General features: G+C 40.9%; 16 protein-coding genes. 6 read left to right on the top strand and 10 right to left on the bottom strand.

Features of this window, described 5'->3' with window-relative positions; translation table 11 throughout:
* Positions 1-94: 94 nt before the first annotated feature.
* The 5 genes from Q0779_RS10725 (at position 95) to Q0779_RS10705 (ending at position 4,257) form a co-directional block, all read left to right on the top strand.
* Positions 95-262 carry a hypothetical protein gene (locus Q0779_RS10725; protein WP_298772446.1) on the top strand — a complete coding sequence of 56 codons (168 nt, stop codon included), beginning with the start codon at positions 95-97 and terminating at the stop codon, positions 260-262.
* A gap of 21 nt (positions 263-283) precedes the next feature.
* Positions 284-787: a YgjV family protein gene (locus Q0779_RS10720; RefSeq protein WP_298772458.1), complete on the top strand. Its 504-nt coding sequence runs from the start codon at positions 284-286 to the stop codon at positions 785-787.
* A gap of 547 nt (positions 788-1,334) precedes the next feature.
* Positions 1,335-2,903, top strand: a complete 1,569-nt coding sequence (locus tag Q0779_RS10715; RefSeq protein WP_298772444.1) for a GMC family oxidoreductase — start codon at positions 1,335-1,337, stop codon at positions 2,901-2,903.
* A 131-nt stretch (positions 2,904-3,034) separates the two neighbouring features.
* A complete protein-coding gene (locus tag Q0779_RS10710) occupies positions 3,035-3,337 on the top strand; it encodes a PhzF family phenazine biosynthesis protein (protein WP_298772442.1) in 303 nt (100 codons plus the stop codon).
* A 182-nt stretch (positions 3,338-3,519) separates the two neighbouring features.
* Positions 3,520-4,257, top strand: coding sequence for an SDR family oxidoreductase (locus Q0779_RS10705; protein ID WP_298772456.1), 738 nt, complete (start codon positions 3,520-3,522; stop codon positions 4,255-4,257).
* 22 nt (positions 4,258-4,279) lie between these two features.
* Here the strand turns inward: Q0779_RS10705 and Q0779_RS10700 are convergent, their stop codons facing one another.
* From Q0779_RS10700 to Q0779_RS10680, 5 genes are all read right to left on the bottom strand, one after another.
* Complete coding sequence (locus tag Q0779_RS10700) at positions 4,280-4,987, bottom strand: SDR family NAD(P)-dependent oxidoreductase (protein ID WP_298772440.1); 708 nt, start codon at positions 4,985-4,987, stop codon at positions 4,280-4,282.
* Between the two features lie 66 nt (positions 4,988-5,053).
* On the bottom strand, positions 5,054-5,824 hold the full coding sequence (locus Q0779_RS10695; RefSeq protein ID WP_298772438.1) for a PepSY-associated TM helix domain-containing protein: 771 nt from the start codon (positions 5,822-5,824) through the stop codon (positions 5,054-5,056).
* A 92-nt stretch (positions 5,825-5,916) separates the two neighbouring features.
* Positions 5,917-6,438: an FMN-binding protein gene (locus Q0779_RS10690; RefSeq protein ID WP_298772436.1), complete on the bottom strand. Its 522-nt coding sequence runs from the start codon at positions 6,436-6,438 to the stop codon at positions 5,917-5,919.
* Between the two features lie 104 nt (positions 6,439-6,542).
* Complete coding sequence (locus tag Q0779_RS10685; RefSeq protein ID WP_298772434.1) at positions 6,543-7,724, bottom strand: porin; 1,182 nt, start codon at positions 7,722-7,724, stop codon at positions 6,543-6,545.
* A 245-nt stretch (positions 7,725-7,969) separates the two neighbouring features.
* A complete protein-coding gene (locus Q0779_RS10680; RefSeq protein WP_298772432.1) occupies positions 7,970-8,605 on the bottom strand; it encodes a queuosine precursor transporter in 636 nt (211 codons plus the stop codon).
* A gap of 321 nt (positions 8,606-8,926) precedes the next feature.
* Between Q0779_RS10680 and Q0779_RS10675 the strand changes: the two genes are divergently transcribed.
* A complete protein-coding gene (locus tag Q0779_RS10675) occupies positions 8,927-9,349 on the top strand; it encodes a GNAT family N-acetyltransferase (RefSeq protein ID WP_298772430.1) in 423 nt (140 codons plus the stop codon).
* On the opposite strand, the gene Q0779_RS10670 is transcribed toward Q0779_RS10675, so the two are convergent.
* From Q0779_RS10670 to Q0779_RS10650, 5 genes are all read right to left on the bottom strand, one after another.
* Positions 9,350-10,237: a LysR family transcriptional regulator gene (locus tag Q0779_RS10670; protein ID WP_298772428.1), complete on the bottom strand. Its 888-nt coding sequence runs from the start codon at positions 10,235-10,237 to the stop codon at positions 9,350-9,352.
* Positions 10,238-10,264: 27 nt separating this feature from the next.
* Entirely contained in the window at positions 10,265-12,007 is a 1,743-nt protein-coding gene (locus tag Q0779_RS10665) for a M3 family metallopeptidase (protein WP_298772426.1), read from the bottom strand.
* Positions 12,008-12,084: 77 nt separating this feature from the next.
* Entirely contained in the window at positions 12,085-13,035 is a 951-nt protein-coding gene (locus tag Q0779_RS10660; protein WP_298772424.1) for an alpha-L-glutamate ligase-like protein, read from the bottom strand.
* Positions 13,036-13,037: 2 nt separating this feature from the next.
* Positions 13,038-14,546, bottom strand: a complete 1,509-nt coding sequence (locus tag Q0779_RS10655) for an inactive transglutaminase family protein (protein WP_298772420.1) — start codon at positions 14,544-14,546, stop codon at positions 13,038-13,040.
* Positions 14,547-14,556: 10 nt separating this feature from the next.
* Positions 14,557-15,330: an ATP-dependent zinc protease gene (locus Q0779_RS10650; RefSeq protein ID WP_298772418.1), complete on the bottom strand. Its 774-nt coding sequence runs from the start codon at positions 15,328-15,330 to the stop codon at positions 14,557-14,559.
* Positions 15,331-15,345: the final 15 nt, after the last annotated feature.

Raw genomic sequence — 15,345 nt, 5'->3', positions numbered from 1 at the left:
AGAGCCGGATGCGGTAGTTCCGCACGTCCGGATCTGTGTGGGGTCGGGTCAGTAATGGCCCGCTCTACCACCATTGCAGCCAAGGATAGATTAGATGCAAGCTGAAGTTTCAAAAGTCCTTTCATACTGGCAAGTCGCCATGCAATACCTAGACTTAAGTATCATTGTGACTATTTTGTATGACGCTATTCTTGCTGCGTTATCTTCAACTATTCTTGAAGTAACTCATTATTATAGATTTATTATGTACTTAAAAAAGTGAGAATTGATAACGATGTTTGATATATCTACTTTCATGCTGTCACAGTTCCTCGTTGTCATCGCGATTCTCTTCGATCTACTTTCATTTCAATGTCAATCACGAAAGTATATTTTAAGTTGTTTAGTGATTGCGGGGTTATTTATCTCTGCGCACTTTTTTTTATTGTCGCAATGGACTGCTGCATCCTTAATGCTGTTAGCAGTGAGCCGTTATCTGACCAGTATTTTTACTCAAAACAAAAAGCTACAGCATGTGTTCATGGCAACGGCTGTATTAGTCTCTGCTATTACTTTTACGGGGCCCTTAAGCATACTGAGTTGCATCGGATCTTGTTTACAAACTAAAGCGGCTTTTTGTCAACAAGACAAAGCATTACGTCTTTGGATGATAATAGGTACCAGTTTTTGGCTCATTCATAATGCACTTGCGCAGTCTCCGACTGCGGTATTAATGGAAGCCCTATTTATTAGCAGTAACTTAATTGGTTATTATCGATTTTATATTGCTAATAGTCATCTTCGATAGTCTGGATAAAATACAGTTAGCTTTTTGTAATTTTAGCCAATTACTTTATTGCCTCTTAACTATCGCTTAGCGACTCACCAAGGTGGTAAAGGTTATGCGACTAAATCTACACTCTGCGTGTTGGGTTTTGCAAAGAACTCATTAAAACTATAAGCTATTTACGCACTCATACACAAGCATTAGTCTGCAATGCGCTCTAATAAATAAGGATAGGCCGCGTGCAGCCGCAACTCTGATCGCAACCCTGATGTGGTAAAGAGACAAGCTAGAATCCTATTTTTCTTACTCATTTTTTGCTTAGAGATGAATAATGGCTGGCTTGAATTGTTTTGAGTTATTTTAGCGTTTTCCATTTCAAGATTTAGCGTGCGGGAATGGAACTTAAAATGAAATGTATGAATTTCCACTACGGGCGCTAAAGATTGTTCATTTAAAGTTGGGCTAGGATATTACCCTAAAAAACGGTCATTTAATAACACTGCACTGATTATAAGTAATCAACGATATAAGTAATCAACGATAAATCATAAACAATAAGGGATTATGAATGAAAAATTTTATGTTTATTTTTATTTTTACCATTACAAGCAGCACGGCTGCCTATGCGAAATATGATAGTCATAAAAAGGGGTATAACTATATCGTTGTTGGAGCGGGATCGGCAGGAAGCATTGTCGCTGCAAAATTGGCTAAAGCTGGAGAAAGTGTGCTTTTATTAGAGGCGGGGGGGGATGACTCTGAACCCGCAATTAAAGATATGAAACAATACTACAATGTCGCTTTCAATCGTTTTTCTTATGGGTTTATGAATTGGCATTTTGTTACTGAGGATCAAATTTTCGCTGATGGCACAGGCCCTGTGTCGTTTGCTCTTCCACAAGGAAAAACATTGGGTGGTTCACATTCCATTAATGCCACTGCTTTTGTTACTGGTCATCGAGATGATTTTAACGATATAGCTGATGAGATAGGTGATCCTGATTGGTCATGGCATTCGATATCTAAATATATAGAACAACTTAAAGGTAAACTGAAAACCGTTACCTATGCCAAGGAGCAGGTGGGAGCACCATCCCATATTCAATCTGCCAAAGCTGTGCTTGGTTTTAAGTATATTAACGATTGTACTCAAGGACTGCAAAATGGAATATGCCCAACCGTGTGGACAGGGCAGGAAGGGGAGCTGGGGGGAATACGGAGCACTTCTTATGATGCCTTTGTACGTCCATTACTGGGTAAAAATAAAGTCAATCTTGTGTCCTTAACGTTCCATCGAGTCGATCACGTTAACTTCGATATCAATGACCCATCAAGAGCTGTGGGGGTCAGTGCATTGAATACACGAAGCAATATCCAAACAGATTTTACAGCGAATAAAGGTGTGATTATTTCTGCTGGTGCCTACCAGTCTCCGAAGATCCTTCTACTGAGTGGAATAGGCCCTAGGGATGAATTAGAAGCGCTTGGTATTCCAGTTCACAATGAATTGAAGGGAGTCGGTAAGAATCTTCGAGATCATTATGGAGTGTCTACTTTTTGGAAACATGAAAATCTTGATGTTAAGGCGCCTTTTTTATTCAATCAGCCAAGCCTCAATCTTTTTGGCCCAGAAAAGAAAAAGGCGACGACTTACCAGTTTGAAATATCGGGAGGTTATGGCAGTGTTGTACCGCTTAAGGCAACCAGCGTCGGAGAAGTTCGCTTGGCGAGTGCCAACCCAGAAGATTATCCTTTAATTGATCCTAACGTGCTATCTACACAAGAAGATTTAGACACTCTAGTCATAGGGTTAAAAGACTATTTGCTGCCATTTTTTGATGATTTAGTTCAAAAAAATATCTATTCACCGATTAGCATCAGTCCTTCGGCAACAGAACAAGAGATCGTGGATTTCGTGCGTGGCAATATTGAATCTAAGCATCATCCTGTGGGCACATCTAAGGTTGGGGTTAAAAATGACCCCTTTGCTGTTATCGATAGTAACTTTGTGGTTATTGGTACAGAAAACTTACATGTTGTGGATGCCTCTGTTTTTCCTTTAGCGCCTTCTGGGAACATCAATACGCCAGTTATGGCTATCGCGCTTTTAGCTGCTGATAAAATAATCGATAATTGAGCCAATAAACAAAAATCCTAAATTCATATAAAAAGTTAATAATCAATACAGCCTATTAGTTGTGTTTCAGCCAATGACTTTCACCCTTTTAGCTGGGAGGAAAGGTCAATATAGAAAGGCAGTTTATCAAAATGACGATTTACGATGTTTTTACTGGCGAGTCAGCATTAGGCAATCCTTGTGGGGTTGTGGTGCTTGATGAGTGGTTGAGTGACAACGCATTACTTCAATGGGCTCGAAAGATAGCTCAGCCTGTGACCTCTTTTGTCATCGAGTCCAACGGTGAATTTCATATTCGTTGGTTTTCGTTGGAAAGGGAAATTAGTTTATGTGGTCATGGCAGTTTAGGTGCCGGTGCCGCAATATTGATAAAATATGCGTTGAACGAGATCACCTTTAAAAGCCAATACGGTGGTTACGGTGAACACACCTAGTTTCATTGGTGAGCGGTGCCAATATGCTCCCCAGGACTTGAAGAAAGTGTGGCATTATCTCGTGACGTTTGGTTACGCCTTTTAATTCTTTTGAATCGTTTTTATTAACCAACTGAATATTATTGATTTATTGTGTTTTATTTATTAAGTTAATTGGAAAATAAATCAAGCTAGAGTCAATGATGAAACAGAATAAAGTGGTCATAGTAACGGGCGCTGGGCGGGGCATTGGTGCGGCAACGGCACGGTTATTGGCGTCTCAAGGTTACGCCGTTTGTGTCAATTACCGTACGAACCAATCTTGTGCCGATAAGTTAGTGAGTCAAATACGTCAAACAGGTGAGATTGCGATTGCAGTGCAAGCTGATGTGTCCCTTGAAAGCGATGTGACGCAATTATTTTATGAAGTTGAACATCATTTGGGAAAAGTGACTCATTTAGTGAACAACGCGGGTATGCTATTACCACAATCACGATTAGTGGATCTTGATGTCGCGCGTTTTAATCAGATGATGCAAACGAATGTGACCAGCTGTTTTCTGTGCTCCAAAGCATTCATTAAGCGCATTGATGCTGGTGGTGCCATAGTGAATGTGTCTTCAGCGGCAGCAAGAAGCGGCGCGCCGTTTGAGTATATTGACTATGCCGCATCTAAAGGGGCTATGGATACGCTAACGAAAGGATTATCGCTTGAAGTGGCAGAGCTTGGCATTCGAGTGAACAGTGTCAGACCCGGTTTTATTCATACACAAATGCACGCCGATGGCGGTGAGCCAGAGCGAGTGACACGGCTTGCACCTCAGATCCCCCTTAAGCGTGGAGGGACGTCCGATGAAGTGGCTCATGCCATTGCTTGGTTGCTCAGTGATGAAGCAAGTTACGTGACGGGATCCTTTATTGATGTAGCGGGAGGGAAATAGGTTGGATTGAAGTGTGTTTGGGTTACCAAGGAATTGTTTTTCCATCGTAACTGAAAAAGCAACCAGAGTCAGTTGGGCCGACTTGCTTAATGATATCTGTGAGGCATTGAGCGACATATTCGGGTGAAAAGAGTTTATCATTGGGTACATTTTTTTGAAAAGGCTGAGATAATAGACTTTCGGTTGTACCTGGATGAAAGGCGATGACAATGCAGCGTGGCAGCTGGTGGCGCCATTCTATACTGATGGTTTTAAGGGCCATATTGAGGGCAGCTTTTGAACTTCGATAACTGATCCAACCTCCTAATTGGTTATCTTCAATACTGCCTATTCTTGCTGATAAAGAAATAAAGTAAGTGGCTTTGGAGGAAGCTAAGTGTTTTGCAAAATATTTAGCTAAATATATGCTGGGCAATACATTAATATGCATATTATAGGTGAAAAACTCACTGTCGAATTGTTTGATCGATTTTTCAGGTCGATTACCTTCAGTGTGTAATATCCCAATGGCATTGATCAGGATGGTTAAAGGTGCAATGGATTGGGCGAGTTTGGCTATTTGTTTTTCTTGTGTGATATCGACTTGATACCAATGTAATCGCGGGGCTTTAAGTGGTGGAGACTGGGTATGGAAAGTGGCATAAAGTGTCTTTAAGGCAGGATCCTTAAGAAAATGTTTTATTAAGCCTGTGCCGATCCCACCTGTACCACCGAGGATTAAAATATTCATATTGTTGATATGAGCTTGTTATGGTCTTTTGAGCATAGAAGCGTATTTTCATATGAGCGAATAAAATTAAGAATAATGGTGTTTTTTTGTTTTTTTAGTTTTTTGCCAAAGGTAAATGCCAGTAAGTGACATGATAATCAAAGCAAGGGCAACCAGATCCATGAACCAAGGGCCTAAGGGACCAAAAAACCGACCGCTATGCACATCCAGAAGTACACGTTCCCAGCTTAAACTGTGACTCCTTGCGTTAAGTGATACTTTTGCTAATGCATTCGGCACTTTAAAGGTCGGCAGAGGTTTAACCCATCCAATGGCTTTCAAGGGGGACGCTGGCGTCCAATCGATGAGATCGTCATTACTGAAAAAATAACCGTTAGCCGTTTTAAGCCAAAGCTGCCCATCTTGGCCTATTGCTTCAATTTGTTGTGGCAAACCTAGGCTACTATCTTGTTGTTCTAGCAGTTGGCCTTGTGGGGAAATAAGATAAAGTGTTGATGGTGTGATGGCCACATAAAGGTGATTAAAGGAGGTGATTGCTGAAATAGGCTGTTCGGCTTCAATAGGAGCAAACTGTTTAATCCAAATCAGGTTATCTGAGCTAGCGAGCAGTGGCTTGGCTTGATAGATATCAATTTTAGAGGGGGCTTTAATCCCATAATTATCCAATAACCAAGTGAAGGTGACTTTACGTGAGTCTAAAGACAACGGGTGACTGTGGTTAATTAATATTCCTGTTATTGAAAGTAAAATAACAAATATCACACTGAATATACCCAGTTTTCGGTGCCAAAAACGAAATTGTTTATTGGCATGTTTACGCATTTTATGGTGTTTCATTCGATGATATTTTTTTGTCATGTTGATATTGAGTATTGGTTTGTTATTTTATCGGACAAGAGTGTAAACGCTGAGCCTTGTATTGAACACTGTTAGCCTTTACTTTGTATTCTAGCATCAAGCCAGAGTGCAATACGGGATAGTTTCGTTAATGCCCTTACCGAGAGTGTTGCGCCAGTTATACCATCGATATGTTTATCGAGAGTGAGATCATTATTAAGCATGGCGGATTTAAATTGGTCGGTAAAAAAAGTATGCCTGACTTCATCGCCTCGGCTTTCACGGTAAATGAGGACTTTTGTTTGCACTATCTGCTTATTTTTGACATGTATGCCTACCGTAATGGGGGACTCTTTGCCAATTTCATTTAACACCCAAACAGTTTCATTATTTTTTTGCCAATAGCGGATCCGCATTTTGTTAAACTTATGAGCCAAAATATTTTCGATTACTTTTTGGGCATCATCATCAAGCCAAAAGATTTTCGCTTTTGCTTTTGGGGTTTGTAACGCTTGGCTAATGAAAGACTCTGGCGTCTGATAAGTGCCTTTTGCTAAACTTACTGTACTATAGAAGAGGATAATAAAAAGAGACAATAAAGGAGTAAACTTCATGTTTGATCAACATCCTTAAACGGTCGTGATTAGGTTATATTAAAGACTTAAGCCAACCAGTTTAGCACCTCTGGTTGGCATTGCATGTTATCTGCTAATATCGATTAAAATTGATATCCAACGCCTAAATTAAATCCATCAGCATCATTGGCCCCACCTTGATTTTCGTAGTCTGCTTTAAAGACCACATTCTCATGTAGCCAGTAGTTGATACCAATATTTGTTTGTGTTATTGAGGTATCATCATTATTGCCTGCTTGAGTATCATATTCATTATAACGTGCGAATACACCAAAACTCTCATTAAAGCGGTATGATGGTTCAATATAATAACCGTCTTGTTTATCTTTCCCTAGCGCTTCAGCTTCATTGCTGTCTATGTTCCAGTTGGCAATGAGGGCTTTCAGAGTAAATTTTTGAATAGTGTAAATCACATGCCCTGTTAGTAACATGGCTTGAGCGGAGTCAACGCCGGCTGCGCCTTGAGTGATGTCACTTTGATATTGCGCTGTTGCTGCTAGCTCTAAACCTGGAATGGCGGTGTATTTAATGCGCGCAGTATAAGCGAAATCAGAGGCAATTGCTTCGGAGACTTTTTGGCGGCCACTGCGAATATTATAGGCATTATCGCCCGTTGTGGGCACATTAAGTCCACTGGTAATCGCTGTATCGACAGACAGGCCTGGCATGGCTAAAATATTGAGGGCTAAACCGCCTTCCCACCAAGTGGTAGGGATGATATTTTTTTCAACTGGATTACGCTCCACACCGTAGAAAGTTGCAGGCTCATGGACTTCGTTCAAAATGCCCACTGGCATCAGAAACAGACCTGCTTTACCTGTAAACATTTGATTAAAATCATGTTCGACATAAGCTTGTTCTAGTTCTACCTCTCCGTTTTGTCCATCACCTGAGATGGAGTGTTCCAGTTCGACCTCAGAGAAAAAGCGAGTATTTTCAGTGAATTCATGACCAAAGAATAGAACAAAGCGATGGAAGTCTATTTCTTCCTTGCGCGTGTTAGTTTGATTATTTTTAATATTGTTATAATGTAACTCACCATATCCTCCTATGGTGGTTGCACTTTTACTGCCAACACTTTCGTCAACGACATCAGCAGTTCTTTCCACTCTTTTTTCTGTTTCATTTAAACGTCGCTCAAGTTCATCGAGCACTTGCTGTTGTTGTTCAATGATTTTTCTTAATTCTGCCGTGTCTTCCGCTGCAAATGCGATGGGTGTAGACAATAACGTTGCGAGTGCACTAGCAAGTATGGTTTTTTTCATCTTAATCCCAATGAGTCAGTAGTCATTTTTTGTTTTGAAATTGATTGTATGTATTTTATTTTTTATGAGCTTGTAATGCAAATTATTATTGTTTGTAAATGCGTTTGTATTCAGGTGATTATACTGTGGCTTTTGTGCAGTTTATTTTTATCAGTATTAACTAGTTAAAAATATTGAAGTGCTTCATCGCAAAGCGGAAGCGGCGCTGCAATTTTTATAGAAACAGAGGAGAGTGGGTACAGTGTTTATAACAGTGATTTCTGTTGAATGTATTTTACGATTTGTGCAGATGGCCAGATCATAATGGCTGTGATCACTATTTTCGAAAAAAAGGACACACTAATGAGCTCAATCATTTCGGGAAGGGTTTTAATGTCATAAAACCAGATGCTGTAGCCTATAACCGTAAAGAAAAAGACACCAATAATGGTTGAGCAGAAACTACGAAGTACGTAGTGGCGATGATTCCATTTGTTTTTCCACCAAGCCATTATACTGATATTAATTAATGAGCTAATGGTCAATGCAATGATGAGCCCCCAATAAATATGCGGTAACGGTCCCAGTATTGCTTCATAGGCAGGCTGCATTTTGAAGCTAGTGGGGGAAGGCAAATAAATAATTTGGCTGAGTACAACATCAAAAATAAACTCCATAAACAGTGAGCAAAATAATAAAAATTTAGCCAGTTGCTTGCCGTACACTTCATTGATCATGTCGCTGATTAAATAAATAACCGGAAATACAATTAAGGATGCAGAACCATTAATATTGCCAAGTTCGATGATTTTATAGGTGAGTAAGTCACTTGAAATAACGCAGAGCATGTAAAACATCGCAATGGTGATCAGCAATCTATAGTGGAATTGATGAATTTTCATGACAGATCTCGATTATTGTTAGCTATTTGAAGAATAGTCGAGGGATGAAAATCAACCATGTTTTGTGAATGACAATCAGGTGGTGGATGTTTATTATACGCGATTCGGCTAAGCGTGTTTTACTCTTTATTGTAGACCTCTTTATTAAATAAAGGGGAGCTTAGATCGCTAGGTGTCATCCTTCCCGCCGCGATTAAAACAGGTTTATCTTGGACATAATCTAACCATGAAAAATCAACAGGCTCTAGAGTCTGTTCCAAATTTGTCTTTAACTGTATAATAATGAGTTATTTTTTGTCTCATTAAAATGTTGGAAGCCCTATGATAAGAGAAGGCACATTTGAAGAAGCAATGAGTGTTTTTGATAACATTCCTGAATTTGAACGCTATGCAAGCGAAACAGAAATGCAGTCGAAATTGATCGAAGGCTCGCTTATTTTAGTCACAGAAAAAGTGGGTGAATTAATTGGTTTTAAAATGGGCTATCCTCTCAATGACAGTGAGTTCTATAGCTGGTTAGGCGGTGTGGTGCCCAAATACCGAAAAGCAAGTTGCGCTAAAGATATGCTGAAAGCTCAAGAAAAGTGGCTTAAAGCACATGATTATAAACGGGTGAGAGTGAAATCAATGAATCGCTTCTCGGGGATGTTGTGCATGCTGATCCGTAATGGTTATGATATTGAGCGGGTGGATGAGTATGCTCATCCTGAATTAGAGCGGATCTGTTTTGTAAAGGCACTTTGATTATTGGTGCTGCTTTAAAATTAACGACTCAAGCAGCTTTGAAGCCGGGCCTTGTAAATCTCGATTGGGGATCACTAAACTGAGCATGGCTTTTCGTTGAGTATTGCCTTTGATGATGAGTTGACTGAGCTCACCGCTTGTTAGCTCAGATGCAATAAGATGCGAGGGGATCCAACAAAAGCCAATGCCTTTTTTTAAAATTTTTATGGCTTCATGAAAGTTCGACACTGTCCAGCGCTGTTCTGCTTTAAGCCAGCCGAGATCGGAGGTTTCATGACGTGCGGTGTCTTTAATGACAATTTGTAAGTGCTGAGTGAGTATTTTGTCATTTTCAATATTCTCCCTTGCTGCTAAAGGGTGGCTTGGGTGGCAAACCAATAAGAAAAATATGTCGCATAAAGGTTCGGCAAGATAACCTTTTGGTGGGGTACCGCCAGAGATAGCGATGTCTACCGATTGATTGTTAATGTGTTCTTTTGTGCCTGTGATCACAGAGTCAAGTATCGTTACACGCGTGCCTTGACTTTGCGGTAAAAAAGCATCTAAAGCACCGATTAAGCTATCCATAGGATAAATAATTTCTCGCGCTATTGTGAGCTCTGGCTCCCAGCCTTGTTGTAGGTTACTGGCTAAATTTTCGAGATGATTTACCGATTGCGTTATTGTGCGTGAGTGGCGCAGTAAAACTTCACCATTGGGGGTTAACTGCGCTTTACGTCCTTGAACTTCAAGCAGTGCCACTCCGAGTTGTTGTTGTAATTTTCCCACAGCATGATTTAAAGACGACTGACTCTTATTCAGTTGCTCTGCAGCTTGGGCGTAACCGCCAAAATCGACCACGGCTTGTAAAATACGCCATTGCTCTAATGTTGACTTTGCTCTATCCATAGTAAAAGGTCTCTTTGTATTTCCGTTTCAATGTGTAGATCGTCTTCTTGAACAGGCGAGAGGACTATTTTGCTGCATTTTTTGAATGAGGCCATAGGGCGTGATTGGCATATTGAGTAAATGTGACAACCTATCAGTAAGTTTGACGCCCATTTCATTCGTCACTAAAGCATTAAAAAGCGTTTTTGGAGCGTAACAGCTTTGGAATGAGTGATAGAGATATTGCCCAAGGCTTGATTGCCATAGTGAATGATAATATAAGGGTCCTTCATCAGCAATAGCACTGAAGCTTACGGGGTAATTGTTGACTTGTGGCCAAGTGTCACCGAATGCGTTCACAAAGGCTTGGCTGAGATAATTCACTTTCGTTTGCGGGTTATTTTGGTAGGTACTTAATGCTACCTTAGCCCTAAAAACGGCTAGTTGTTTGCTATAAGCCTGAAGGATAGCATCACGGCTGCCAGCTAAAGGCTTCCCAATTAGGGACTGTGTTAATGCGTACGTTAGCCAATATTGGCCTATATTGGCACTGTCATGGGTTTCACCTAAGGTATTATTAAAATAATAATGGCTCCCTTGACTGAAATCGTTAATTGCCATAGCCACGACTTGGATGATTTTTTGGGCAGCATGATAGCTAGAGACTGTCTTTTTTACTTTGAGTTCAATTTGTCCAAATTGTTGTCCAACCACTAAATGTCGTATGGGTTGATAGGCAAATTGATTGGCAGATGAAATAAACAATTCACCTAATAATCGCCCATTAAGCCAAACCCGGTGAATATGTGGCGTGATGGCTTCAACGCGAATGCCGTAGGGCATGAGCGCTTGGTATATTTGTGTTAAGAAATCATTGCTACTCAAGGCGGTGAAAGGCGATTTTTTCGCTTTTTTTAGTGCCATCCCTATGTTCCATGGGGAAATGTTTATCGAGTGGGTTTGACTGTCCAAAAAGGCGTTAACCAATTCAGGAGAATACAACATTTGTGTGGAGGTTTGTAAACTGGCGTAATCATTAAAGCCTTTTTTCTTGGCATATGCGTTTTGAATATCGACAATAGTATTCAGGATAGGTGTATTACGTTCGATAGTTCGAGCTTGGTAGGCTTGCCAGATTGTTTTTCGGCAATTTGGATCCGTTTGTTTTAATAGATAGCTCGCGATAGATTGATTAAAAGCCGATGAACTTTTGATTTTATCGGGTAAGGCTGCATTGTCGCTTTGAGGGAGTTGACAACGTTTATCATTAAAATTCAATGATAATGCTTGGGAGGCTAATCCTTGTTTAAAAGCGGCCTGAGCAGTGTGAAGTTGTGATTTTGTTTCTCTCGCTTGTTGATTATAGAGTAGTCGATATAATCGCTGTCCTAATTGTGCCAATTCGTTATCAGAAGCATTTAATAATTGAGGGAGCAACGCGGTGAAGCCATCGGACAAAACAAAATGTTGCAGACTATCGCTTAAATAAAACTGACAATTTAATAAACTTTCTTTGTCATCATTGCGAATGGGAAATTGCTTATAATAATTGACTCGGTCTTTGATATTATAAAAACTTAACAATTGATGTTCAAGTTGAGTCATACGCTCGGCCAAGGTATCGACATCTTGTGCTGAGTCGAGAGGAAAGCTCATGAGTCCCGTCGACAAAGGGGGCAGTTGCAAGCACTGTTTAACTAAGAGTGATAACGGCGTTGTTGCTGAAAAAGCCATAGAAGAGAAGCCGATACTGATAAGTAACAGCATCGCTCTAATACCAACAAACATCATTGTATTATCCTGAAATAATGAATCATTGAAAACAACCAAAGACAAGGGCAGTGTAAAGGTTTTATCCTTAAAACAGTTTACCCTTTAAAACAAAAATGTGTTTTGGCATAAGCGACGCGATCTTCAACGGCCATGGGTTCATTTCTAAGATTTTCAATATGTTGTAATGGACCCAATAATCCGCGGTTATTGGCAATTTGAATGGCCAATCCAGGCCTTGCATTGAGCTCCAGTAACAAGGGACCACGTTGTTTATCCAGTACCATGTCGGTGCCTAAGTAGCCTAATCCAGACATTTCATAGGCTTTAGATGCCGTGTGTAATAAGGTATCCCATTCAGGCACGGCGATGGCGGTGAGGTTTTTTTGTGTATCTGGATGATGATTAAGAGGTGTATCAAACTGCACAGCATGCAAGCCTTTGCCAGTCCCAATATCAATGCCGACACCCACCGCGCCTTGGTGTAAGTTTGCCTTGCCGTCGGAAGCGGCTGTGGATAAACGTAACATGCCCATGACTGGAAACCCTTTGAACACAATCAAGCGAATATCGGGGACACCTTCATAAGAGTAGCCTTCAAAAACAGGATCAAATTGAATGAGTCCTTCGACAAGCGCAACGTCTGGATTGCCGCCTAATGAAAACAAGCCACTGAGTACATTAGAAACATGACGATATAATTCATCATGTAAGACTTCATCGCCATTGGGTTTGAAATAGCGATCACCTTCTACTTTGGTGATCACCAAAATGCCCTTACCACCAGAGCCCTTAGCGGGTTTAATCACAAAACCGGGCAGTCCTCTGACCATCGCGGGAATGTCATTGATGGCGTGCTGAACAAAAATGGTGCCGATCAAATCGGGCACCGCAATGCCATTGGCTAGGGCTAATCGCTTTGTACTTAGCTTGTCATCCACTCGTTTATAATATTTACGTTCATTATAACGGCCAATATAGTCGATATTACGTTTGTTCATACTCAGTACACCGTTGCGGTGTAAAGCTTGGGGCCGGGCGAAGATCATTGTTATTCTCCTGCCAAGGGTTTAAAACGTTTTAATTCAAGTAGGCGATACCCAGTATATTGTCCCATCACCAACACTATGGCTAAGACAATCAAGTGGATCCCTAAGAAGTTAAATACCCAATGTTGTACCCAGCTAGCACTCATAGCAAGGTAGGCCAATGTTGCGACAAGTAAACTGCCCCCCCCTTGGATGACGACTTCTTTAGGGCCTTCTTCTTCCCATAAAATAGACATTCGCTCAATGGTCCATGCCAAAATAATCATAGGAAAGAAGGTGATCGTTAATCCTTCACTTAAACCGAGTTTATAAGACAGGAGAGTGAATACACCGATAATGCCTATGACGACAATAATCACCGCCGATATGCGTGATATGAGCAATAAGTTTAGCTGGGATAAATAGGCTCGGATCATGAGTCCACAGGCCACAATAAGTAAGAAGCCAACGAGTCCAGTGAATAAGGTCGTTTGAATAAAGGCCAAGGCAATTAAGACGGGCATAAAGGTGCCTGAGGTTTTAATGCCAATCAGTACGCGTAAAAAGACCACCATAAGTACACCAATAGGGATAAGTAATATGCCTTTGAATAAACTTTGCTCTTCCAAGGGGAGTTGGTAAAGAGAAAAGCTTAATGCGTCATTATTACGTAAAATATCGATAGAGGTGGCAAGTGCAGAGCGGGTATCTTGTAACATCGAGAAGCTGACTTGTGAATTAGTCCCGCCGATCACATCTAATACTGATTTGCCAGATTGCCCCCATAATAGTAGGTTTTCAGGGCGTCCTTGTGTGCCGTCATTTGGGTTAAACAAGTACCATTGACCTTCATTGTATACTTCAACAAAATTAATTAATTCTTGTCGACGTCGTTGATCTTGCAAATACAGGCCGCTGACTTCACGTGCTGGTATTGCTTTGTTATGTAAGATATTAATAAATAAGTTTGTGGCAGAGTTTCCTGATAGGAGTAGCTCTACATTTTGACTGCGCTCTGCGGCATTAAACTCTTTATTTAATTGCTGGGCAAAAGACAAATTGGTTGCACTGTGATCCCAGACTTCCTGCGTGACTTGTTCTGCGGCAGCTTTTTCTGTTGCAGGCCAAATATAAGGGGTCGGCGCCTCGGGTTTTTTTGTGGCCATAATTCTGGTTTGGCCTGTCGGGATCAGGGTGACTTTATAGTAGAGATCTTGTCGTCCTGTGGCAGAGCGCTTTGACCAAATGGCGCGTTTATCACGATTATCGCTATTGCTGATACTCAAGCCATATCCAGGTGAGGTGGTATTTTCCACTAGCACTTCATATGCGGGATCTTGAGGTAATGAAAAAGACGCTTCGACGGGTTTTCCCGTTCCTTGAAAGCTCACTTTAGCATCGACAGCCCAACTTTGTACCTGTTGACCAGGTAAAAAAGGGACATGGTGTTCCACACTGCGATACACGCAGGCTGCAACACCTAAAATAAATAAGAAGGCAACTAAAATATAGAAGGGTTTCTTAGAATGCATCGGAGTATCCCTATTTGTTAGAAATGTTATTGTTTGGGTCCTTCTTTCCATGAATAAAGGTTTTTCCTACATCAACAACGGCAATATCTTTCATGAATTTTCTGCCTAACAGTAAGGGGTAATCCAGATGACTTCGATTGACTAAATTTAATTCCGTTTGGGCTTCGTATTCACCAATTTTGAGGTGGGCGAGGATAACGGGTCGGCGATCGGCGCCATCATCTGCGTCTTGTTTAATACGCACAAAGCGGACGACTTTTGCTTCAAAGGTTTTTGCGGGTTTATCGGGGCCATCGACAAAAACATCAAAACGAACCCAAGAATTGCCATCTCGTTCAAATAAAACGATATTACGTGAATCTAATGAAGAAGACTCAGCGCCAGTATCAATACGGGTATTGAAACTGGCTTTGACTTCATCGACATAGACACGCTCAATGGCGCCTAAAATGAATTTATCACCTAAGGGAGACGGACACTTCTTATTCATTGTCGGTTGACTCTCTTTCGTGGCAGGTTTGACTGCTTGAGCATGCGATGCCGCTTTTAGTGTTTTGACTTGATTTTGTAATGAGGCTAATTGATCATTGAGGGCATCTAAACTGGCTTGTTGGGATGCGCTGCCGAGATAAATCCCCGTTAAAATTGTGTCTCTTTGCTGGGCTAAACTGGTTTGAAGGTCCTCAGCATCGACAGGTTTAGGTGTTGGGGTTACTGCGTCTTTGGTGGCACATGCTGCCATTAGGCTAGAGAGTGCAATTATACAGGTCATTCGCTTCAACATAGAGTTTCTCATAAC

It is taken from the genome of uncultured Shewanella sp. (assembly GCF_947491715.1).
Lineage (GTDB): Bacteria > Pseudomonadota > Gammaproteobacteria > Enterobacterales > Shewanellaceae > Shewanella.
The sequence above is the reverse complement of the archived record's forward strand: the minus strand, read 5'-3'. Positions and strand labels throughout refer to the sequence as shown.